Source organism: Pseudomonas sp. RIT623 (genome assembly GCF_004519305.1).
In the GTDB taxonomy this organism is placed as follows: Bacteria; Pseudomonadota; Gammaproteobacteria; order Pseudomonadales; family Pseudomonadaceae; genus Aquipseudomonas.
Genome location: NZ_SOZA01000033.1, coordinates 32,735 through 54,081, shown reverse-complemented (window position 1 = coordinate 54,081; position 21,347 = coordinate 32,735). Strand labels below are relative to the sequence as shown.

Below are 21,347 nucleotides of genomic sequence, written 5' to 3'. Positions count from 1 at the left end.
AGGGTTTGGCGTTAGCCTCTTGATCGGCAACGGCAACGGCCTCCCGGTTTTTTCGCGAATTGGCCATTTGCCCCCGGCAACCCCGGGCTTAACCTGAAAGTAGTTGCCACTCAGGAGAAACCCGATGCGAATCATCCACCTGCCCATTGCCCTGCTGACCCTAGGCCTGCTTGCCCCGCTGTCGCCCGCCTGGGCCCATGGCGACAAGCCTGACCAGGTGAAGATCCTGCAGGAGCAAGCCCCCAGCAATGCCCCCGGCAAGAAAGCCGTGATGCTCACTGTCAGCTATGGCCCAGGCCAAGCCTCCCCGGCGCATCAGCACCCAGGCGCGGTCATGGCCTACGTGCTGGAAGGGGCCGTCACCTCGAAACTCAACGACGAAGCAGAGAAAACCTACAAGGCCGGCGAGTTCTGGTACGAGGCGCCAGGTACCGTGCATAGCGTCTCGCGCAACGCCAGCAAGACTCAACCGGCCAAGCTGCTGGTCTGGAGCCTGGTGGACGAGGGGCGGCCAGTGACCGAGCCCCTGTCCCAATGATTGACAGCGGGGTTTACAGCGCGCCCTTCGCAGCCTGGATCAGGGCGTCATCCAGCACTTGGCTGGGCGCGACCTGGACGCTCTGGGTGTAGAAGGGCGGCAGCTTCTGCGCCAACTGCGCCACGGCCTGCGGCGTAACCCCCGGGTGCAGCAGCACGTATTGCAGGTTGGACGGGAACGACTGCGGCACCGGCCCCTCCATGGTCGAGCCATACGCACCGAAGGTCATCACCGCCTCGCTGGTGCGCGGGTCGGGAATGTACAGAAACACGAACGTACCGTATTTGGGATGGGTGAGGTACTGCTGCGCCTCGGCGCGCACCTGCGGGTCGTTGCTGTTCATCAGTTCCCAGCGCATCAGGGCATAGCGGCGCGTGGTTTCCATGAACGCCGTGCGAATGGGTGACTGCTTTTCCTGGCCGCCCAGGCATGCTAGCAGGTTGCCGAACGGATCCAGCAAGGCCACGGCGTTCATCGTGTCGGCATGGCGCGCGGTTTCCGTCAATGGTTTGGCCAGGCCCGCGCCCGGCATGCGCGGGTCGTCGAACTTGACCGTCAAGGCCCATGGGCTGAGTTCGGTCAGTGCCTTGCGCACCGGGCTATTGGCCGGTAGTGACGCCGGGTTCTTCAGTTGGTCAGGCGCCAGGCCGCTGTTGTTGCTCGCCTCGCGCACCGTATTGACGCTGGCGTCGAAGATCGAACCGGTCAGGCTGAACACCCGTGCGTCGATGATTTCCTTCGCGAAGATGGGGCCTGTCGAGCCTTGGTACTGCCGATTGATAGGTGTATCCACTGCGTAGTAGCCCCAGGTTTTCTGGGCTGTCTGGCGTACTTCCGGCGGCAGGGTCGGGAAGTTGAACTGGCTGTTGTAGTTGACCCCGGCATAGGTGTCGATGGCGCTGACGGCGACATTGAAGCCAGCGGTCAGCAGTGAGCCCGCGCACATCGCGCATGGGTCCAGGGTGGTGACCACGGTGAGCTTGCTGGGCTCCGGCAGGTTCATGGCCTGACGGTTGTCGTAGTACCACTGCACCAACTGGCGCTCGCCGTGGGCTGTCGGGTCATGAGGCAGGAATGGGGGCTGCGCGGTGCTGTTGGGGTAGGGCATCAGCACATTGTTGTGCATGGCCTTCAACACCTTGCCGGTGGCATTCTCGATGATGCAGCCGCCTACCGCGAAAGTCTTTTGCTGCGCGGCGAGAATGGCTTGGTCGGCGACGGTTTCCACGGCCTGCTGGGCGTTGCGAACGGTGTCCATGTTGACTCCCTGTCGTTGCTGCGCGAGGTGCGCAGGCAGACGATAGTCCAGGGCAGTCGGAACACAAGCGCCAGGCCGGAAAAGAAAAAACCTCCAGTGCTTGCGCATCTGGAGGTTTTCAGTGTTTGGCTCCGCGACCTGGACTCGAACCAGGGACCCAATGATTAACAGTCATTTGCTCTACCGACTGAGCTATCGCGGAATCTGCGCGTATCTTACCCATGGCCCGAGGGAAGTCAAGCTTCCCTCGGACAATCAAGCAGTTACAGCACCTCGACGATGGCCTTGGTGACCACGTGGATGTTGCTCTGGTTCAGTGCGGCGACTGCGATGCGGCCGGTGTCCAGGGCGTAGATGCCGAACTCGTTCTTCAGGCGTGCGACCTGGTCAACGGTCAGGCCCGAGTAGGAGAACATGCCGACCTGGCGGCCGACGAAGCTGAAGTCGCGGTTGGCGCCGTACTCGGCCAGCAGCTGGACCATCTGCTTGCGCATGCCGTGGATGCGAGTGCGCATCTCGGCCAGCTCGGTTTCCCACATCTGGCGCAGCTCGGCGCTGTTGAGCACGGCGGCGACGATGCTGGCGCCGTGGGTCGGCGGGTTGGAGTAGGTGGTGCGGATAACCCGCTTGACCTGCGACAGCACGCGGGTGCTCTCGTCCTTCGAGGCGGTGACGATCGACAGCGCGCCGACACGCTCGCCGTACAGGGAGAACGACTTGGAGAACGAGCTGGAAACGAAGAATTCCAGGCCCGACTCGGCGAACAGGCGCACGGCGAAGGCGTCTTCGTCGATGCCATCGCCGAAGCCCTGGTAGGCCATGTCGAGGAACGGCACGTGGCCCTTGGCCTTGACCACTTCCAGCACGTTCTTCCAGTCGTCCAGGGTCAGGTCGACGCCGGTCGGGTTGTGGCAGCAGGCGTGCAGGACGATGATCGAGCCGGCTGGCAGCTTGTTCAGGTCTTCGAGCATGCCAGCGCGGTTGACGCCATTGCTGGCCGCGTCGTAGTAGCGGTAGGTCTGCACCGGGAAGCCAGCGCTCTCGAACAGGGCGCGGTGGTTTTCCCAGCTCGGATCGCTGATGGCGACCACGGCGCCCGGCTGCAGGCGCTTGAGGAAGTCGGCGCCGATCTTCAGCGCGCCGGTGCCGCCAACGGCTTGCACGGTGACCACGCGGCCTGCGGCCAGCAGTGGTGATTCGGCGCCGAAGATCAGCTTTTGCACGGCCTGGTCGTACTGGGCGATGCCGTCGATCGGCAGGTAGCCGCGGGAGGCGTGCTGGGCGGCACGGGCGGTCTCGGCTTCGATCACCGCGCGCAGCAGCGGGATACGGCCTTCCTCATTGCAGTAAACGCCCACGCCCAGGTTCACCTTGTCGGTGCGGGTATCGGCGTTGAATGCTTCGTTGAGGCCCAGGATGGGATCGCGGGGTGCCAGCTCGACAGCGGAAAACAGGCTCATTGTTACCTTGGCTCTGATAGGAGAGTGATAGGGGCGCCACGCTCCAGCCGAAGGCACTGAAGCGGTGCACAAACGGGGAGTCAGTATAGTGATACCGACCGGTCACCGCGACAGTCTGCCGCTGCTTTTCCAGCGGTTTGCGCAAATATTTTTCGACCATTGGTCGAATTGCCCGGTCCATTGCAATGCGCGTTCACAGCTTGGCCTTGAAAGCCGCGCCCGGCGCGCGCATTTGGGTATAGACTACTGGCTAAATTTACAGTTGCCGCGACATCCACGAGGTCCGTCATGTCCGAGTTCCAGCTCGTCACCCGATTCCAGCCGGCCGGCGACCAGCCCGAGGCCATCCGCCTGATGGTCGAGGGCATCGACGCGGGCCTTTCGCACCAGACCCTGCTCGGGGTGACCGGTTCGGGCAAGACCTTCAGCATCGCCAACGTGATCCAGCAGGTGCAGCGCCCGACCATGGTGCTGGCGCCGAACAAGACCCTGGCGGCCCAGTTGTACGGCGAGTTCAAGGCGTTCTTCCCGAACAACGCGGTGGAGTACTTCGTTTCGTACTACGACTACTACCAGCCCGAAGCCTATGTGCCGTCGTCGGACACCTTCATCGAGAAGGATGCCTCGATCAACGACCATATCGAGCAGATGCGCCTGTCAGCGACCAAGGCGCTGCTGGAGCGGCGCGACGCGATCATCGTCACCACCGTTTCGTGCATCTACGGCCTGGGCAGCCCCGAGACCTATCTGAAAATGGTCCTGCACGTCGACCGCGGCGACAAGCTCGACCAGCGCGCCCTGCTGCGACGCCTGGCAGACCTGCAGTACACCCGCAACGAGATGGACTTCGCCCGCGCCACGTTCCGGGTGCGGGGCGACGTGATCGACATCTTCCCGGCCGAATCCGATCTCGAGGCCATTCGTATCGAGCTGTTCGACGACGAGGTGGAGAACATCGCCGCCTTCGACCCGCTGACCGGCGAGGTGATCCGCAAGCTGCCGCGTTTCACCTTCTACCCCAAGAGCCACTACGTAACCCCGCGGGAGACCCTGCTCGACGCGGTGGAGGGTATCAAGGAAGAGCTCAAGGAGCGCCTGGAGTACCTGAACACGCACAACAAGCTGGTCGAGGCCCAGCGCCTGGAGCAACGCACCCGCTTCGACCTGGAGATGATCCTCGAGCTGGGCTACTGCAACGGCATCGAGAACTACTCGCGCTACCTTTCCGGGCGCCCGGCGGGCGCGCCGCCACCCACCCTGTATGACTACCTGCCGCCGGACGCGCTGCTGGTGATCGACGAGTCCCATGTCAGTGTTCCCCAGGTCGGCGCCATGTACAAGGGCGACCGCTCGCGCAAGGAAACCCTGGTGGAGTACGGCTTCCGCCTGCCGTCGGCGCTGGACAACCGGCCGATGCGCTTCGACGAGTGGGAGGCGGTGAGCCCGCAGACCATCTTCGTTTCCGCCACCCCGGGGCCCTACGAGGCCGAGCACGCCGGGCGCGTGGTCGAGCAGGTGGTGCGCCCGACCGGCCTGGTCGACCCGCAGGTCGAGGTGCGTCCGGCGCTGACCCAGGTCGACGACCTGCTGTCGGAGATCGGCAAGCGTGTCGCCCAGGGCGAGCGGGTGCTGGCTACCACCCTGACCAAGCGCATGGCCGAGGACCTCACCGACTACCTGGCCGACCACGATGTGCGGGTGCGCTACCTGCACTCGGACATCGATACCGTGGAGCGGGTCGAGATCATTCGCGACCTGCGGCTGGGCACCTTCGATGTGCTGGTGGGCATCAACCTGCTGCGCGAAGGCCTGGACATGCCCGAGGTGTCGTTGGTGGCGATCCTCGATGCCGACAAGGAAGGTTTCCTGCGTTCCGAGCGCTCGCTGATCCAGACCATTGGCCGCGCCGCGCGCAACCTCAACGGCAAGGCGATCCTCTACGCCGATAACATTACCGGCTCGATGCAACGCGCCATCGACGAGACCGAGCGTCGTCGCGAGAAGCAGTTGGCCTTCAACCAGGCCAACGGCATCGTGCCCAGGGGGGTGGTCAAGGACATCACCGACATCATGGAAGGCGCCACCGTGCCAGGCGCGCGCAGCAAGAAGCGCAAGGGCATGGCCAAGGCTGCGGAGGAGGCCGGGCGCTACGAGGCCGAGCTGCAGAGCCCGGCCGAGATCACCAAGCGCATCAAGCAACTGGAGGAGAAGATGTTCCAGTTCGCCCGCGACCTGGAGTTCGAGGCCGCGGCGCAGTTGCGCGACGAGATCGGCAAGCTGCGCGAGCGGTTGCTGGCTAGCTAAAGCCCTATGCAATCCTTGTAGGAGCGGACTTGTGTCGCGAAAGGGCTGCGGAGCAGCCCCAGGATCTCAGCGTCAAGGCAGAAATGGTCGGGGCCGCTTTGCGGCCCCGCGACACAAGGCCGCTCCTACAGGTCAGGTGCAACTCGATCAGTGCGCTTCGCCCGCCTTCAACCCCTGCGGCAACTTGCGCGTAAGCAACACCGCCAACATGCTCACCGCCAGCCCGATCCCGACAAAATGGAAGGCGTCGTTGTAGGCCATGATCAACGCCTGCTGGTGGGTGATTTCGCTCAGCTTGCCCAGCGCGGCGTTGTCGCTGCCCAGGCGCTCGGCCAGTTGCGCCAGGCGCTCGGCCACTTGCGGGTTGCTTGGTACCAGCGCCTCGCGCAGGTAGTCGAAATACACCTTGGTGCGGGCATCCAGCAGCGTCGCCAGCAGGGCGATGCCGATGGCGCCGCCCAGGTTGCGCAGGATGTTGAACAAGCTCGACGCCGACCCCGCATCCTGGGGTTGGATATACGCCGTGGCGATCAGCGAGATGGTGACCATGATCATCGGCTGGCCAATGGCGCGGATTACCTGGATCTGGTTGAACTGCGGCCCAGCGAAGTCGGGGTTGAGCACCCCGGAGCAGAAACTGGCCACGCCGAACAGGCAAAAGCCCAGGGCGCAGAGCACCTTCGGCGAGATCACCTTCATCAATTGCGGCACGAGCGGAATCAGGAACAGCTGCGGGATGCCCATCCACATGATCACCTCGCCGATCTGCAGGGCGTTGTAGCCCTGGATCTGCGCCAGGTACAGCGGCAGCAGGTAGATCGATCCGTACAACCCCACGCCCATGCCCAGGCTGGCGATGCTCGACAGGCCGAAGTTGCGGTTGCCGAGGATGCGCAGGTTGATCAGAGGGTGGGCGCGGGAGAACTGCAGGATCACGAACAGGATCAGGCTGAGCAGGGCGACCGTGCCAAGGCTGACGATCAGGCTCGATTCCAGCCAGTCCTTGCGATGGCCTTCCTCGAGAAACACTTGCAGGCAACCCAGGCCCAGGCCGAGGCTGACAATGCCGGCGTAATCGGTGCTTTTCAGCAGTTCCCAGTGCGCGGCCTTCTTTTCCAGGCCGTAGAGCAGGCCGGCGATCATCACCAGCCCCGGCGGGATGTTGATGTAGAAGATGTATTCCCAGCCCCAGTTCTCGGTCAGCCAGCCGCCCAGGGTCGGGCCGATCGAAGGGGCGAAGGTGGCGGTCATGGCGAACATGGCCATGCCCTTGGCGCGGTGGTGTTCGGGCAGCTTGATCAGGGTCAGGGTGAAGGCCAGTGGGATCAGCGCGCCACCGGTGAAGCCCTGCAACGCGCGGAACAGGATCATGCTTTCCAGGTTCCAGGCCATCGAGCACAGCAGCGATGACGCCAAAAAACCCAGCGATACCCACACCGCCAGTCGTCGTGCCGAGAGCAACTGCACCAGCCAGGCGGTGAGGGGGATCATGATGATCTCCGCCACCAGGTAGGACGTGGAGATCCATGAGCCTTCCTCCAGGGTCGCCGATAGCGCGCCCTGGATGTCCTTGAGCGACGAGTTGGTGATCTGGATGTCCAGCACCGCCATGAAGGCACCCAGCATCACGCTCATCACCGCGATCCAGTCGCGCCGGCTCGGCTCCTGCGTTGGGCGCAGCAGTTGGTCACCGGCCATCCGCGTTGCCGTCGCGCAGGTCGACCGTGGCCGTGACCGACATGCCCGGGCGGATGCGGCCATGCAGCGGATTGTCGGCGGCGAAGGTCAGCTTGACCGGGATGCGTTGCACCACCTTGGTGAAGTTGCCGGTGGCGTTGTCGGGCGGCAGCAGGCTGAACTGCGCGCCAGAGGCGGCGAACAGGCTGTCGACGCGGGCTTCGATGGGCGTGTCGGGGTAGCTGTCGAACAGCAGTTCGGCGCGTTGACCGGGGTGCATCCTGCCGATCTGGGTTTCCTTGAAGTTGGCCTGCACCCAGATGTCCTCGTCCGGGACGATCGACAGCAGGTAGGCGCCAGCCTGCACAACCTGGCCATTGCGCGCGCTGCGCTGGCCTATGGTGCCGCTGATCGGCGCATGGATCGCGCAGCGGGTGAGGTTGAGTTCGGCCTGGGCCAGGTCGGCGCGGGCGTTGGCAATTTGCGCGTCGAGGCGCTTGAGCTCGGCACCCAGCGCATCGACCTGCTGGCGCTGGCCCTTGAGGTCGGCCTGGGCCTTGTCCACCTGCGAACGGGCGACGTGGCTTTCCGCCGCGAGGGTGGTGACCCTTTCCTCGGAGACGAAGCCCGGCTTGCGCAGGGCCTGGGCGCGGTTGAGGTCGAGCTGCGAGCGGTCGAGGGTGGCCTGGCTGGCCGCCACCTGGGCCTGGCCGGCGGCGATCAGGCTGCCCTGTTGGACCAGGCGGCTCTGCGCCTGTGCCAGCTCCGCCTCACGGGTGGCCAGGGCGGCGCGGGCGCGGGCCACGGCCAGTTCGAAGTCAGCCGTCTCCAGGCGCACCAGCAGGTCGCCTTGACGCACATGCTGGTTGTCCTCCACCGGAACCTGGTCGATGCGCGCGGCCAACTGGCTGGAGATGCGGGTGATCTCGCCCTGGACGTAGGCGTTGTCGGTGCTCTCGTAGAAGCGCCCCTTGAAGTACCAGTGGGCAAGGAAGGCGAGGGCGACCAGCAGCACCAGGGTGATGAAGATCAGCAGGCGGCGTTTGAGTTGGGCGGGCATGGGGGACCAGGATTGCAAAAGTGTAAGCAAATTTAACAGCGGTACCCGGCCGGCTCACAAGTGACGATAGCGCCATTGCTGGAGCCCGGTGCCTGCTCCCTGCTAACATTCGGCCTTTGTTTGAATCTTCGTTCGAGACTCACCATGACCACCGTTCGCACGCGTATCGCGCCATCGCCCACCGGCGACCCCCATGTCGGCACCGCCTACATCGCCCTGTTCAACTACTGCTTTGCCAAGCAGCACGGCGGTGAGTTCATCCTGCGGATCGAAGACACCGACCAGTTGCGCTCGACCCGCGAGTCGGAGCAGCAGATTTTCGACGCCCTGCGCTGGCTGGGCATCGAATGGAACGAAGGGCCGGATGTCGGCGGTCCGCATGGCCCCTACCGGCAGAGCGAACGTGGCGAGATCTACGCCCAGTACGCCAAGCAACTGGTCGATGCCGGTCACGCCTTCTATTGCTTCTGCACCGCCGAAGAGCTGGAGCAGATGCGCGCCGAGCAGATGGCCCGCGGCGAAACCCCGCGCTACGATGGCCGCGCCCTGTTGCTGAGCGCCGAGGAAGTGCAGCGTCGCCTGGCCGCCGGCGAGCCGCACGTAATCCGCATGAAAGTGCCGAGCGAAGGCATCTGCGTGGTGCCGGACATGCTCCGTGGCGACGTCGAGATCCCGTGGGACCGCATGGACATGCAGGTGTTGATGAAGAACGACGGCCTGCCGACGTACTTCCTGGCCAACGTGGTCGACGACCACCTGATGGGCATCACCCACGTCCTGCGTGGCGAGGAATGGCTGCCGTCGGCGCCGAAGCTGATCAAGCTGTACGAGTACTTCGGTTGGGAGCAGCCCAAGCTGTGCTACATGCCGCTGCTGCGCAATCCGGACAAGTCCAAGCTGTCCAAGCGCAAGAACCCGACCTCGGTGACCTTCTACGAGCGCATGGGCTTCATGCCCGAGGCGATGCTCAACTACCTGGGTCGCATGGGCTGGTCGATGCCCGACGAGCGCGAGAAGTTCTCCCTGGCCGAGATGGTCGAGCACTTCGACCTGTCGCGCATCTCCCTGGGCGGCCCGATCTTCGACATCGAGAAGCTGTCGTGGCTCAACGGCCAGTGGCTGCGTGAGCTGCCGGTGCAGGAGTTCGCCGCGCGGGTACAGAAGTGGGCGTTCAACAGCGACTACATGATGCAGATCGCCCCGCACGTGCAGGGCCGGGTCGAAACCTTCAGTCAGATCGCCCCGCTGGGCGGCTTCTTCTTCGAAGGCGCGCTCAAGCTCGACGCCAAGCTGTTCGAAAGCAAGAAGTTGTCCGCCGACCAAGTCCGCCAGGTGCTGCAGTTGATCCTGTGGAAGCTGGAAAGCTTGCGCCAGTGGGAAAAAGACCGTATCACCGGCTGCATCCAGGCCGTGGTCGAGGCGCTGGAACTCAAGCTGCGTGACGCCATGCCGCTGATGTTCGCCGCCATTACTGGCCAGGCCAGCTCGGTGTCGGTACTCGACGCCATGGAAATCCTCGGCCCCGACCTGACCCGCTACCGTCTGCGCCAGGCCCTGGACCTGCTGGGCGGCGTGTCGAAGAAAGAAAACAAGGAATGGGAAAAGCTGCTGGCGAACATCGCCTGATCCAGCTTTCGCTGAACCTGTAGGAGCGGCCTTGTGTCGCGAAAGGGCCGCATGGCGGCCCCGGCGATTCATGTACTGATGTTGAAATCGAGGGACCGCCATGCGGTCCTTTCGCGACACAAGGCCGCTCCTACACGGGCCGTGGCTGCGAAGTACACCGGGGCAGGGCGGTAAGTGATTGTTATCTGTGAAAAAAATTTTGAATAATTTCAAAAATTCGTTTGACAGCCTCGTAATCCGATCTTAATATGCGCCCCGTCCACAGCGATGAACGCAAACGAAACGCCAGGCACCCAGCCAGCGCTTCGGTTCAGAGCGACATTGTGGGGCTATAGCTCAGCTGGGAGAGCGCCTGCATGGCATGCAGGAGGTCAGCGGTTCGATCCCGCTTAGCTCCACCAAATTCCGCTTGATGGCCAAGGCTGTCAGGCAAGACCGGTTCCAGCAAACGGGTCTTGAAGGTAAGAAGGTTCGTCCCCTTCGTCTAGTGGCCTAGGACACCGCCCTTTCACGGCGGTAACAGGGGTTCGAGTCCCCTAGGGGACGCCAGTTTTGCACAAGCGATGTTCAACATGTCGCTGGGCCGAGAGGCTAGAAATCCGGGGCTATAGCTCAGCTGGGAGAGCGCCTGCATGGCATGCAGGAGGTCAGCGGTTCGATCCCGCTTAGCTCCACCAATTTTGCCGCGATTCGCGAAAGCGGGTCGGCACGAAGGTTACGTCCCCTTCGTCTAGTGGCCTAGGACACCGCCCTTTCACGGCGGTAACAGGGGTTCGAGTCCCCTAGGGGACGCCACTTTTACCCGCGTTTTGCGGGAGTTGAAAGGCTCATCATCAGATGGATGAGCCTTTTGTTTTACTCGGGGCTATAGCTCAGCTGGGAGAGCGCCTGCATGGCATGCAGGAGGTCAGCGGTTCGATCCCGCTTAGCTCCACCAATTCGCCGCGTTGCGTGAAAACGTAACGGCACGAAGGTTATGTCCCCTTCGTCTAGTGGCCTAGGACACCGCCCTTTCACGGCGGTAACAGGGGTTCGAGTCCCCTAGGGGACGCCAATTTTTTACCCGCGTTTTGCGGGACTTATAAGGCTCATTCGATTATTGAATGGGCCTTTTGTTTTTTCCGTCCTCCCAAAAGCTGCCGCGGCGAACCCAGGCCGAAAATTCTGCTTGCCAATAAATATTATAAGCATAATATGTCGATCATAATATTCGAGGTGAGCCATGAGCGACAAAAAGAGCCAAACCCGCGAACGGATCCTCGAGGCTGCCCGCGCTGCGGTGATCCAGCAGGGGCCCGCCGAGCCAAGCGTCAGCCAGGTGATGGGCGCTGCCGGGTTGACCGTGGGGGGCTTCTACGCTCACTTCCAGAGCAAGGACGAGTTGATGCTCGAGGCGTTTCGTCAATTGCTCGATGAGCGTCGGGCCTTGCTGGCCCAGCTCGACCCGAACCTGGTGGGTACCGAGCGGCGGGCATTGGCTGCGGCGTTCTACCTGTCGCGCAAGCACCGTGACACTGAAGTGCAGGCTTGCCCCATCCCCAGCGCCCTGGGCGAGATGCAGCGCCTGCCGGATGCTTTCCGTGAGGTGCTGGGCGAGCACATCGAGCTGATGACCGCGCAAATGGTCGACCGCCCGGAAGACATCGACAAAGCGCTCGCCGACCTGGCCCTGATGATCGGTGGCTTGTCTTTGGCCCGTGCCCTGGGGCCTGGCGAGCTGTCCGACCGGATCCTGCGTGCTGCCAAATCGGCAGTGATCTGAACCTCCTGACCCCTGGAGCAAGGCGATGACCACCCTTAGCTGGATTCGCCGTGTCAACGGCACTCTCGGCCACTTGGCCCCCGAACATGTCGCCGGCAGGATGCACCGCGCCTTCATGAGCCCGCGAAGTCTGCCGCCCAAACCGTGGGAGTTGCCACTGCTGGCCAAGGCCGAACGCATCACCCTGCGCTTCGGTCTGTCGGCATTGCGCTGGGGGCAGGGTCCGACCGTGCTGTTGCTGCATGGTTGGGAAGGGCGGCCGACCCAGTTTGCCGCGTTGATCGAAACCCTGGTCGACAGCGGGCACACCGTGGTGTCGCTGGACGGGCCGGGGCACGGCCGTTCACCGGGTGAGAAGGCCAATGTGGTGTTGTTCGCCCGCGCCCTGCTGGAAGCGGCGGCCGAACTGCCGCCGTTGCGCGCCGTGATCGGCCATTCCATGGGTGGCGCCAGCCTGTTGCTGGCCCTGCAATGGGGGCTGCGCACCGATGCCGCGGTCAGTATCGCCGCGCCGGCGCAGCTGCTTGGGGTGTTGCGCGGTTTCGCCCGGCGGCTTGGCCTGCCGGCGCGCGCCCGGGCGGCGTTCATACGCCAGGTGGAGCGCGATGTCGGGGTGCAGATCAGCCGTCTCGATGTCAGTGGCTACCAGTTGGACATACCCGGGCTGGTGGTGCATGCCGAGGACGACAAGCTGGTTCTGGCCAGCGAAGCGCCGCTGATCCACAAGGCGTGGTTCGACAGCCGCCTGCTATTGCTCGAGGAGGGTGGCCACCTGCGGCTGCTGGCCGATCCACGCCTGGGCCAGGCCGTGCTGGAGCTGCTGGCGCGCAGCACCCAGCGCGCGCGGCAAAGCGCCTGAGCATCCGTTACACTCTGGCCGGTCACTGGAATCGCGGGAGCGGGCATGAGCTGGGATCTGGCAGCACCATTCATTATCGACCTTCGGGTCGGCAGCGAGGACATCGATGGCCTCGGCCACGCCAACAACGCCGTCTACGTCACCTGGCTGGAGCGTTGCGCCTGGCGCCATTCCCAGCGCCTGGGCCTGGACCTGGCCGAGTACCGGCGCCTGGACCGGGCCATGGCGGTGGTCCGCCATGAAATCGACTACCTCGCCGCCGCCTACGAAGACGACGAGTTGCAACTGGCCACCTGGATCATCGACTGGGACCAGCGCCTGCGCATGACCCGGCGTTTCCAGCTCAAGCGCCCGGGGGACGGTGTCACTTTGCTGCGCGCGCAGACCACCTTCGCCTGCATCGAGCTGTCCAGCGGCAAGCCGCGGCGCATGCCGGCGGAGTTCCTCGACGGTTACGGCCCGGCGCTGATCGGCAGCTGAACGGCGGCGGATTTTTGCTAGACTGCGGCCTTTTTCGCGGCGAGACCCTGACATGCAAATTGCCCTGGCCCCCATGGAGGGGCTGGTCGACAACATCCTGCGCGACGTCCTGACCCGGGTGGGCGGCATCGATTGGTGCGTCACCGAGTTCATTCGCGTCTGCGACCGCCTGCTGCCGGCGTCGTCGTTCGACAAGCTGGCTCCGGAGCTGCGCCAGGGCGCGCGCACGGCGGCAGGCGTGCCGATGCGCGTGCAGCTGCTTGGCTCCGACCCGGTGTGCCTGGCCGAGAATGCGGCCCTGGCCTGCGAGCTGGGCGCGCCGGTGATCGACCTGAACTTCGGCTGCCCGGCCAAGACCGTCAATAAGTCGCGGGGCGGGGCGGTGCTGCTCAAGGAGCCGGAATTACTGCATGCGATCCTGTGTGAGGTGCGCCGCGCGGTGCCGGCGCATATCCCGGTCACGGCCAAGATGCGCCTGGGCTACGACAGCCCCGATGGCGCGCTCGATTGTGCCCGGGCCTTGGCCGAGGGCGGCTCGGCGCACCTGGTGGTGCATGCGCGTACCAAGGTCGAGGGTTACAAGCCACCGGCCCATTGGGAATGGGTGGCGCGGGTGCAGGATGTGGTCAAGGTGCCGGTGTTCGCCAATGGCGAGATCTGGACCGTCGACGATTGGCGGCGCTGCCGTGAGGTCAGTGGAGCCGAGGACATCATGCTGGGGCGTGGGCTGGTGTCGCGCCCGGACCTGGCCCTGCAGATCGCCGCGGCCCGTGATGGCGTCGAGTACCAGCCGATGAGTTGGGAAGAGCTGCTGCCGCTGCTGCGCGAGTTCTGGCGCCAGGCCCAGGCCAAGCTGTCGCCGCGCTACGCGCCGGGACGGATGAAGCAGTGGCTGGCCATGCTGACCCGTGGCTACCCCGAGGCGGTGGCGTTGTTCGCCGAGTTGCGTCGGGAGGATGACTGCCAGCGGATCAGTGGCTTGCTGGGGGTGCAGATGCAGGCTGTCGAGGCATGTGTCGCCTGAGCTGGCTCTATCGCGGGGCAAGCCCGCTCCCGTGAAGCCATATGGCGATGAGTTTCACTCGATCGTGAATTTTTTCAGCCCAGCCCTTGAAAGCCTTTCGCCCGGACATATCTCTTGAGTACGCGATGCCGAAGTCGGGTCGCGTAATGACTTTACTTGCTGAATCTCAGGAGTTCATGACCATGACCACCGCTTTCTCTCTCGCACCTCTTTTCCGCAACTCTGTGGGTTTCGACCGTTTCAACGACCTGTTCGAAGCCGCCGCACGTAACGAGGCCGGTAGCAGCTACCCGCCCTACAACGTGGAAAAGCATGGCGATGATCAATACCGCATCGTGGTTGCCGCCGCCGGCTTCCAGGAACAGGATCTCGACCTGCAGGTTGAAAAAGGCGTCCTCACCGTTATCGGCGGCAAGCGCGACAACAGCAGCGAAGGCGTCACCTTCCTGCACCAGGGCATTGCCCAGCGCGCCTTCAAGCTGTCGTTCCGCCTGGCCGACCACATCGAGGTCAAGGGCGCTGGCCTGGCCAACGGCTTGCTCAGCATCGAGCTGCTGCGCGTGGTGCCGGAAGAGGCCAAGGCCAAGCGCATCCCGATCAATGGCGAAAAGCCTGCGCTGAACTGAGTTCGGCGGGATGAATGAAAGGGCACCTGCGGGTGCCCTTTCTGCTTTGCAGGCCCCTGTAGGAGCGGCCTTGTGTCGCGAAAGGGCCGCATGGCGGCCCCGGCGATATCAGCTTGATGCACGAATCCGGGGCGTTTCGCACCCCTTTCGCGACACCAGGCCGCTCCTGCAGGGGCGCGTGGTTTTCAGTAATCCGCTGGTGTTTCCAGCAGCATCTGGCGGAACTCCGGCAGGGGTAATGGCCGGCTATGCAGGTAGCCCTGGTATAAATGGCAGCCCAGCCGCTCGAGGAATTCCAGCTGCTCGCTGAGCTCGACGCCCTCGGCGATCACCGTCAGTTCCAGGCTGCGGGCCATGGCGACGATGGCGCGGACGATCTCGGCGTCGTTGGGGTCTACCGGGGCGTCGCGCACGAAGGTCTGGTCTATCTTCAGCGTGTCCACCGGCAGGCGCTTGAGGTAGGTCAGCGACGAATAACCGGTGCCGAAATCGTCCATGGCGAAGCTCACGCCGTAGCGCTTGAGTTCGCGCATCTTGCTGATGGTGTCTTCGAGGTTCTGGATGACGATGCCCTCGGTGATCTCCAGCTTGAGGATGTGCCGGGGCAGGCGGAAGTCGTCCAGGCTGCGCAGTACCCGCTCGACGAAGTCGTTCTGGCGAAATTGCCGTGGGCTGATGTTGACGCACAGGCTGAAGTCGTTGGCGTCGATCAAGCCGTCGGCCAGCATGCGCGCGCAGGCATCGCAAGCTTCGTCGAGGATCCAGCTGCCAACTTCGAGGATCAGGCCGCTTTCCTCGAGTACCTGGATAAACTGCGCCGGCGGTTGCTGGCCCAGTTGCGGGTGGTGCCAGCGCAGCAGCACCTCGGCGCCGACGATGCGATTGTCGCGGGCGTCGACCTGGGGTTGGAAGTGCAGCGCCAGCTCGCCCCGGGCCAGGGCCAGGCGCAGGTCGCTCTCCATGCGCAGGCGCTCGCTGGCGGCCTTTTGCATGGTGGTGTGGAACAGCTGGGTAGTGTTGCGCCCGGAGTCCTTGGCCCGGTACAGGGCGATGTCGGCGCGCTTGAGCAGGTCGGCCGGGGTGGCGCCGTGGTCGGGGATCAGCGCCACGCCGATGCTCGGCGTCACCTGCAGGCGCTGGCCGTCCAGCGACATGGGCTCGGCCAGCAGCTCGCGCAGGGTGTCGGCTAGTTCCCGGACCTTGCCCTCCACCAGCTCGCGACTGCCTTCAAGACCACTGAGCAGCACCACGAACTCGTCGCCGCCCAGGCGCGCCACGGTGTCCTCCAGGCGCACGCTGGCCTCCAGGCGCGCGGTGATGATCTTCAGCACCGTGTCGCCCACTGGGTGGCCCAGCGAGTCGTTGATGTGCTTGAAGTGGTCAAGGTCGAGGAACAACAGCGCGCCGCGCAGGTTGTGGCGCTTGAGCAGGGCGATCTGCTGGCTCAGGCGGTCCATCAGCAGGGCGCGATTGGGCAGGTTGGTCAGCGGGTCATGGTAGGCCAAGTGGCGGATCTGCGCCTGGGCGTTCTTCAGCAGGCTGACATCGCGGGCGGTGAGCAGCAGGCAGTCGGTTTCGTTGAGGCTGATCGGCTCCACCGAGACTTCCACGGTGAGAATGTCGCCGCGCTTGTTGCGCCCGAGCATTTCCCGGTGGTGCACGCGGCCACGTTCGCGCAGTTCGTTGAGCAGGGCGCCGCGCTGCTTCTCGTCGGCCCAGATGCCGATCTCGTACACCGTGCGCCCGACCACCTCGGCGGCGCTGTAGCCGGTCAGGCGGCTGAACCCGTCGTTGACCTCCAGGTAGCGTCCGCTCTGGCGCTCGGTGATGGTGATGGCGTCGGGGCTGGAGTGGAAGGCCTTGGCGAATTTCTCCTCGCTGGCCTTAAGCGCGGCCTCGGCGCGCTGTTGCTGGGTGATGTCGCGCAGGGTGGTGACGCTGCAGGGCTGGCCATCGACGCTGATCAGGCGGCTGGAGATCACGCAGGTCAGGGGCGTGCCGTTGCGATGGTTGACTCCCACCGCCACGTTGCTCAGGGCCTGGTCGCGGATCACCCGTTCGATGCGCTGCGCGCGTTCAGCCGATTCGGCCCACAGGCTTAGCTCCTCGGCGGTGTGGCCGAGCACCTGTGCGGTGCTCCAGCCGAAGGTCTGGCTGAAGGCCGGATTGATCTCGATGAACTGGCCGGTGTCCTGGCGGGTCACGCAGATCGGGTCGGGGCTGACCTGGAACAGGCTGGCGAATTTCTCTTCCGAGGCGCTCAGGCGCTGCTCGCGCTCGACTTGTTCGGTGATGTCGAGCAGGGTGCCGGCCATGCGCAGCGGGTTGCCCTGGTCATCGCGGTACAGCCGCGCGCGGCTTTCGATATAGCGTGAGGCGCCGTTGTCCAGTTGCACCTGGTAGGTGATCTGGTAGTTGCCGGCGGGCCCTTCACGCAGGCTGCGGTAAGCCTGGCGCATGGCGTTGCGCTCCTGTTCGGGCACGCCTTCGAAGAACGCCTCGAACGATTCGTGGAACGGCACCGGGTCCAGGCCGTGCAGTTGGGCGGCGCGGGCGGAGCCGTAGAGCATGCCGCTGGGGATGTGCCAGTCCCAGGTGCCCAGTTGGGCCGAGTCCAGGGCCAGGTCGAGGCGCTCCTGGCTGTCCTTGAGCGCTTGTTCGGCGCGCTTGTGCTCGCTGGTGTCGACGAAGGTGCTGATCAAGTAGGTGACCCCCTCCATCTCGATGCCCTGGGTGCAGAGGATGCCGTCGTGGATCTTGCCGCTGGTGGCGCGGAACTGCACCTCCAGGGTCAACGGGCCGCTGCCGGCACGGGTGGCGTCCAGCACCTGGTGGCGTTGCTCGGGGTTGACCCACAGGCCCAGTTCCAGGCTGGTCTTGCCGACCACCTGGGCCCCTGGCCAGCCGAACATGTGCTCGAAGTGCTGGTTGACCTCGATGATCAGGCCGTCGTGGCGGCGGGTTAGGAGGATGGCGTTGGGGCTCAGATGAAACAGCGTGGCGAAGCGCTTCTCCGAGTTGATCAGCGCGGTTTCCCGCTCGCGCTGGCGAGTGATCTCGCGGATTACCCCGATCATCTGCGGCCGGCCATTGGCGTCGTGGGTCAGGCTGCCGTTGATCTCCAGCCAGTGCATGCTGCCGTCGGGCCACTGGATGCGATGGCGCATGGCCTGCTCGATCGGTTCGCCGTTGACCACCGCCTGGAACGCCTGGCGGGTGCGGGCGCGATCTTCCTCGGGCAGCAGGTCGAGGTAGTCGATGTCGTTGGGCAACGGGCGTTGCGGGTCGAAACCGAACAGCGCCTGGGTGCCGCGTGACCAACTGACCCGACCGCTCTCGATGTCCCACAGCCAGGCGCCCAGGCGGGCGCCGTTGAGCGCGGCGAGCAATTGTGGCGCGTTCTGCCAGGCCTGCTCCGATTCCTGGGGGTCGGCCGCCGGAATGCGGGGTAGGCGCGCAAAGCGGTTTGCTGATTTGGGCATCGGTACCAGACCTTTGGCGAATGAAGCTTCCCTGTAGCGCTGACGACCGGTCAGGCGGACCCTGCGTGGCTGTCGAGCAGTGCCATGAAGGCCCTGGCCGCGTTCGACAGCGTACGCTCCGTGTGCAGAATGTAGCCTAGCTGGCGCGACAGCTGTATGCCCGGCAGGGCGATGGGCGCCACCTGTTCGTCGAGCATGGTGCGCGGCAGCACGCTCCAGGCCAGGCCGATGGAAACCATCATCTTGATGGTTTCCAGGTAGTTGGTGCTCATGGCGATGTTCGGCGCCAGGCCCTGGCTTTCGAACAACCGCTGAACGATATGGTGGGTGAAGGTGTTGCCGCCGGGGAAGACCGCCGGGTGGCGGGCCACATCGGCCAGGCTCACGCTGGCGTTGCTGGCCAGCGGATGCTCGGGCGAGGCGACGAAATCCAGGGCGTCGTCCCATACCGGCACGGCGCGCACCAGGTGGTGTGGCTCGGGCGCCAGGGTAATCACGGCAATCTCGGCGCGGCCATGCAGCACTTCGTCGTAGGCCGCCTCGGAGTCGAGGAACTCGATGTCCAGCGCCACCGCCGGGTACTGGCGGGTAAAGGCGCGCAGCAGCGGTGGCAGGCGGTGCAGGCCGATATGGTGGCTGGTGGCGAGGGTCAGGCGACCGCTCACCGCCCCGCTGAGGTTGGTCAGCGCGCGGCGCGTATCGTCGAGCACATTGAGGATCTGGTAGGCGCGGGGCAGCAGGGCGCGACCGGCCTCGGTCAGGGTCACCTCGCGGCCTAGGCGGTCGAACAGGCGTACGTCCAGTTGCTGCTCGAGCCCGGCGATGCGCTTGCTGATGGCCGGCTGGGTCAGGTGCAGGCGTTCGCCGGCGCCAGAGAAACTGCCGGTTTCGGCGATGGCGATGAAGGCGCTGAGGTTGGCCAGGTCCATCTATTTAAATTCCTGATGGTTATGCAAAGCATGAAAATTATGAATTTGAGTTATTCAATCTATCGCCATAGCATCGTCCGTACAAGCCAAGGGGTCTTTGGCATAGAAAGACGCTGATGAGGAACAGTCTGATGGCTGGCAAAACGCTCTACGACAAACTCTGGGAAGCTCATGAGGTCAAGCGCCGCGATGACGGCTCTTCCTTGATCTACATCGATCGCCACATCATCCACGAAGTGACCTCGCCCCAGGCGTTCGAAGGCCTGCGTCTGGCCGGGCGCAAGCCTTGGCGCATCGATGCCAACATCGCCACCCCCGACCACAACGTGCCGACCACGCCAGAGCGCAAGGGCGGCATCGAGGCCATCGTCGACCAAGTGTCGCGCCTGCAGGTGCAGACCCTCGACGAGAACTGTGACGAATATGGCATCGTCGAATTCAAGATGAATGACGAGCGTCAGGGCATCGTCCACGTCATCAGCCCGGAGCAGGGCGCCACCTTGCCGGGCATGACCGTGGTCTGTGGCGACTCGCACACCTCCACCCACGGCGCGTTCGGCGCCCTGGCCCATGGCATCGGCACCTCCGAGGTCGAGCACGTGCTCGCCACCCAGTGCCTGGTGGCCAAGAAAATGAAGAACATGCTGGTGCGCGTCGAAGGCCAGTTGCCCGACGGCGTCACCGCCAAGGACATCGTCCTTGCCGTGATCGGCAAGATCGGCACCGCCGGGGGCAATGGCCATGCCATGGAATTCGCCGGCAGCGCCATCCGTGAGCTGTCGATGGAAGGCCGCATGACCATCTGCAACATGTCCATCGAGGCCGGCGCGCGTGTCGGCCTGGTGGCCACCGATGCGACCACCGTTGCCTATGTCGAGGGGCGTCCCTATGCGCCCAAGGGCGAGCAATGGACGCGCGCGGTAGAGGCCTGGAAAGACCTGGTGTCTGACGCGGATGCGGTGTTCGACACCGTTGTCGAGCTGGATGCCGCGCAGATCAAGCCGCAAGTCAGCTGGGGCACCTCACCCGAGATGGTGCTTGCGGTGGACCAGCGTGTGCCGGACCCGGCCGCCGAGGCCGACCTGATCAAGCGTGGCTCGATCGAGCGGGCGTTGAAATACATGGGCTTGAGCGCCAACCAGGCGATCACCGATATCAAGCTCGACCGCGTGTTCATCGGTTCGTGCACCAACTCGCGTATCGAGGACCTGCGCGCCGCCGCCGAGATCGCCAAGGGCCGCAAGGTTGCCGCCAGTGTCAAGCAAGCCATCGTCGTGCCGGGCTCGGGCCTGGTCAAGGCCCAGGCCGAGCGCGAAGGGTTGGACAAGATCTTCCTCGAGGCTGGTTTCGAGTGGCGTGAGCCTGGCTGCTCGATGTGCCTGGCGATGAACCCGGACCGCCTGGAGAGCGGCGAGCATTGCGCGTCCACCTCCAACCGCAACTTCGAGGGTCGCCAGGGCGCCGGTGGCCGTACCCACCTGGTCAGCCCGGCCATGGCCGCCGCCGCCGCGGTGACCGGCCACTTCATCGACGTCCGCGAGTTGATCCAAGGGAGCGCAGCATGAAAGCCTTTACTCAGCACACCGGTCTTGTAGCGCCATTGGATCGTGCCAACGTCGACACTGACCAGATCATTCCCAAGCAGTTTCTCAAGTCGATCAAGCGCACCGGCTTCGGCCCCAACCTGTTCGATGAGTGGCGCTACCTGGACGTGGGCCAGCCCTACCAGGACAACAGCAAACGCCCGTTGAACCAGGAGTTCGTGCTCAACCACGCCCGTTATCAGGGGGCCAGCGTTTTGCTGGCCCGTGAGAACTTCGGTTGCGGCTCAAGCCGTGAGCATGCCCCATGGGCGCTGGATGAATACGGCTTCCGTAGCGTGATCGCGCCGAGCTTTGCCGACATTTTCTTCAACAACAGCTTCAAGAACGGCCTGTTGCCGATCATTCTCGACGCCGCTGAAGTCGATGAACTGTTCAAGCAGGTCGAGGCTAACCCGGGGTACCAGCTGACCATCGACCTCGAGGCCCAGGCGGTGACCCGCCCGGACGGCAAGGTGCTGAAGTTCGAGATCGATGCCTTCCGCAAGCATTGCTTGCTCAACGGCCTTGATGATATTGGCCTGACCCTGCAGGACAGCGCGGCGATCAAGGCGTTCGAAGGGCGCCACCGCGCCAGCCAGCCTTGGTTGTTCCGCGATTGATCGCCGGTGGCGGCGGGCTTGTTTCGCGTTAAGACCCATTGGACACTGAGTTTTCCGGC

Annotated in this window: 16 protein-coding genes and 7 tRNA genes; 16 read left to right on the top strand and 7 right to left on the bottom strand. The window is 64.3% G+C overall.

The window, feature by feature from the left end; all coding sequences use genetic code 11:
• Positions 1–124 precede the first annotated feature (124 nt).
• Positions 125–538, top strand: coding sequence for a cupin domain-containing protein (locus E3U47_RS19600; protein ID WP_134693309.1), 414 nt, complete (start codon positions 125–127; stop codon positions 536–538).
• Positions 539–551: 13 nt separating this feature from the next.
• Here E3U47_RS19600 and E3U47_RS19595 read toward each other — a convergent pair whose 3' ends face one another.
• From E3U47_RS19595 to E3U47_RS19585, 3 genes are all read right to left on the bottom strand, one after another.
• A complete protein-coding gene (locus E3U47_RS19595) occupies positions 552–1,796 on the bottom strand; it encodes a nucleoside deaminase (protein WP_134693308.1) in 1,245 nt (414 codons plus the stop codon).
• 126 nt (positions 1,797–1,922) lie between these two features.
• Positions 1,923–1,998, bottom strand: a tRNA-Asn gene (locus tag E3U47_RS19590).
• Between the two features lie 61 nt (positions 1,999–2,059).
• The gene (locus E3U47_RS19585) at positions 2,060–3,256 is read right to left on the bottom strand and encodes an amino acid aminotransferase (RefSeq protein WP_134693307.1); all 1,197 of its coding nucleotides are present in this window, start codon (positions 3,254–3,256) and stop codon (positions 2,060–2,062) included.
• Between the two features lie 288 nt (positions 3,257–3,544).
• On the opposite strand from E3U47_RS19585, the gene uvrB reads away from it, so the two are divergent.
• Positions 3,545–5,560, top strand: coding sequence for an excinuclease ABC subunit UvrB (gene uvrB / locus E3U47_RS19580; RefSeq protein WP_134693306.1), 2,016 nt, complete (start codon positions 3,545–3,547; stop codon positions 5,558–5,560).
• Between the two features lie 147 nt (positions 5,561–5,707).
• Here the strand turns inward: uvrB and E3U47_RS19575 are convergent, their stop codons facing one another.
• Both E3U47_RS19575 and E3U47_RS19570 read right to left on the bottom strand, forming a co-directional pair.
• Complete coding sequence (locus tag E3U47_RS19575; RefSeq protein ID WP_177414258.1) at positions 5,708–7,198, bottom strand: MDR family MFS transporter; 1,491 nt, start codon at positions 7,196–7,198, stop codon at positions 5,708–5,710.
• A 49-nt stretch (positions 7,199–7,247) separates the two neighbouring features.
• Positions 7,248–8,297 carry an HlyD family secretion protein gene (locus E3U47_RS19570; RefSeq protein ID WP_134693304.1) on the bottom strand — a complete coding sequence of 350 codons (1,050 nt, stop codon included), beginning with the start codon at positions 8,295–8,297 and terminating at the stop codon, positions 7,248–7,250.
• 144 nt (positions 8,298–8,441) lie between these two features.
• Here E3U47_RS19570 and gltX point away from each other — a divergent pair, with 144 nt between their 5' ends.
• The 12 genes from gltX to E3U47_RS19510 all read left to right on the top strand — a co-directional run bounded on the left by gltX (position 8,442) and on the right by E3U47_RS19510 (position 14,674).
• Positions 8,442–9,923 carry a glutamate--tRNA ligase gene (gene gltX, locus E3U47_RS19565; protein ID WP_134693303.1) on the top strand — a complete coding sequence of 494 codons (1,482 nt, stop codon included), beginning with the start codon at positions 8,442–8,444 and terminating at the stop codon, positions 9,921–9,923.
• Positions 9,924–10,248: 325 nt separating this feature from the next.
• Positions 10,249–10,324, top strand: a tRNA-Ala gene (locus E3U47_RS19560).
• Between the two features lie 72 nt (positions 10,325–10,396).
• Positions 10,397–10,472: transfer RNA gene (locus tag E3U47_RS19555), tRNA-Glu, on the top strand.
• 52 nt (positions 10,473–10,524) lie between these two features.
• Positions 10,525–10,600: transfer RNA gene (locus E3U47_RS19550), tRNA-Ala, on the top strand.
• Positions 10,601–10,642: 42 nt separating this feature from the next.
• A tRNA-Glu gene (locus E3U47_RS19545) sits at positions 10,643–10,718 on the top strand.
• A 66-nt stretch (positions 10,719–10,784) separates the two neighbouring features.
• Positions 10,785–10,860: transfer RNA gene (locus E3U47_RS19540), tRNA-Ala, on the top strand.
• Between the two features lie 41 nt (positions 10,861–10,901).
• Positions 10,902–10,977 (top strand) — tRNA-Glu (locus tag E3U47_RS19535).
• A gap of 168 nt (positions 10,978–11,145) precedes the next feature.
• On the top strand, positions 11,146–11,685 hold the full coding sequence (locus E3U47_RS19530; RefSeq protein ID WP_134693302.1) for a TetR/AcrR family transcriptional regulator: 540 nt from the start codon (positions 11,146–11,148) through the stop codon (positions 11,683–11,685).
• A 25-nt stretch (positions 11,686–11,710) separates the two neighbouring features.
• The gene (locus E3U47_RS19525; RefSeq protein ID WP_134693301.1) at positions 11,711–12,544 is read left to right on the top strand and encodes an alpha/beta fold hydrolase; all 834 of its coding nucleotides are present in this window, start codon (positions 11,711–11,713) and stop codon (positions 12,542–12,544) included.
• 45 nt (positions 12,545–12,589) lie between these two features.
• Positions 12,590–13,024, top strand: a complete 435-nt coding sequence (locus E3U47_RS19520) for a thioesterase family protein (protein ID WP_134693300.1) — start codon at positions 12,590–12,592, stop codon at positions 13,022–13,024.
• A gap of 52 nt (positions 13,025–13,076) precedes the next feature.
• Positions 13,077–14,048: a tRNA-dihydrouridine synthase gene (locus E3U47_RS19515; RefSeq protein ID WP_134693299.1), complete on the top strand. Its 972-nt coding sequence runs from the start codon at positions 13,077–13,079 to the stop codon at positions 14,046–14,048.
• 182 nt (positions 14,049–14,230) lie between these two features.
• Positions 14,231–14,674, top strand: a complete 444-nt coding sequence (locus tag E3U47_RS19510) for an Hsp20 family protein (protein ID WP_134693298.1) — start codon at positions 14,231–14,233, stop codon at positions 14,672–14,674.
• Between the two features lie 185 nt (positions 14,675–14,859).
• Here E3U47_RS19510 and E3U47_RS19505 read toward each other — a convergent pair whose 3' ends face one another.
• Both E3U47_RS19505 and E3U47_RS19500 read right to left on the bottom strand, forming a co-directional pair.
• A complete protein-coding gene (locus tag E3U47_RS19505; RefSeq protein ID WP_134693297.1) occupies positions 14,860–18,156 on the bottom strand; it encodes a PAS domain S-box protein in 3,297 nt (1,098 codons plus the stop codon).
• 50 nt (positions 18,157–18,206) lie between these two features.
• Positions 18,207–19,085 (bottom strand): LysR family transcriptional regulator, encoded by an 879-nt coding sequence (locus tag E3U47_RS19500; RefSeq protein ID WP_134693296.1) that lies wholly within the window; start codon positions 19,083–19,085, stop codon positions 18,207–18,209.
• A 131-nt stretch (positions 19,086–19,216) separates the two neighbouring features.
• Here E3U47_RS19500 and leuC point away from each other — a divergent pair, with 131 nt between their 5' ends.
• Together leuC and leuD are read left to right on the top strand one after the other, a co-directional pair.
• Positions 19,217–20,650, top strand: coding sequence for a 3-isopropylmalate dehydratase large subunit (leuC, locus tag E3U47_RS19495; protein WP_134693295.1), 1,434 nt, complete (start codon positions 19,217–19,219; stop codon positions 20,648–20,650).
• Positions 20,647–21,288, top strand: a complete 642-nt coding sequence (leuD, locus tag E3U47_RS19490) for a 3-isopropylmalate dehydratase small subunit (protein WP_134693294.1) — start codon at positions 20,647–20,649, stop codon at positions 21,286–21,288. Before leuC ends, leuD begins: the two co-directional genes overlap by 4 nt.
• Positions 21,289–21,347 lie beyond the last annotated feature (59 nt).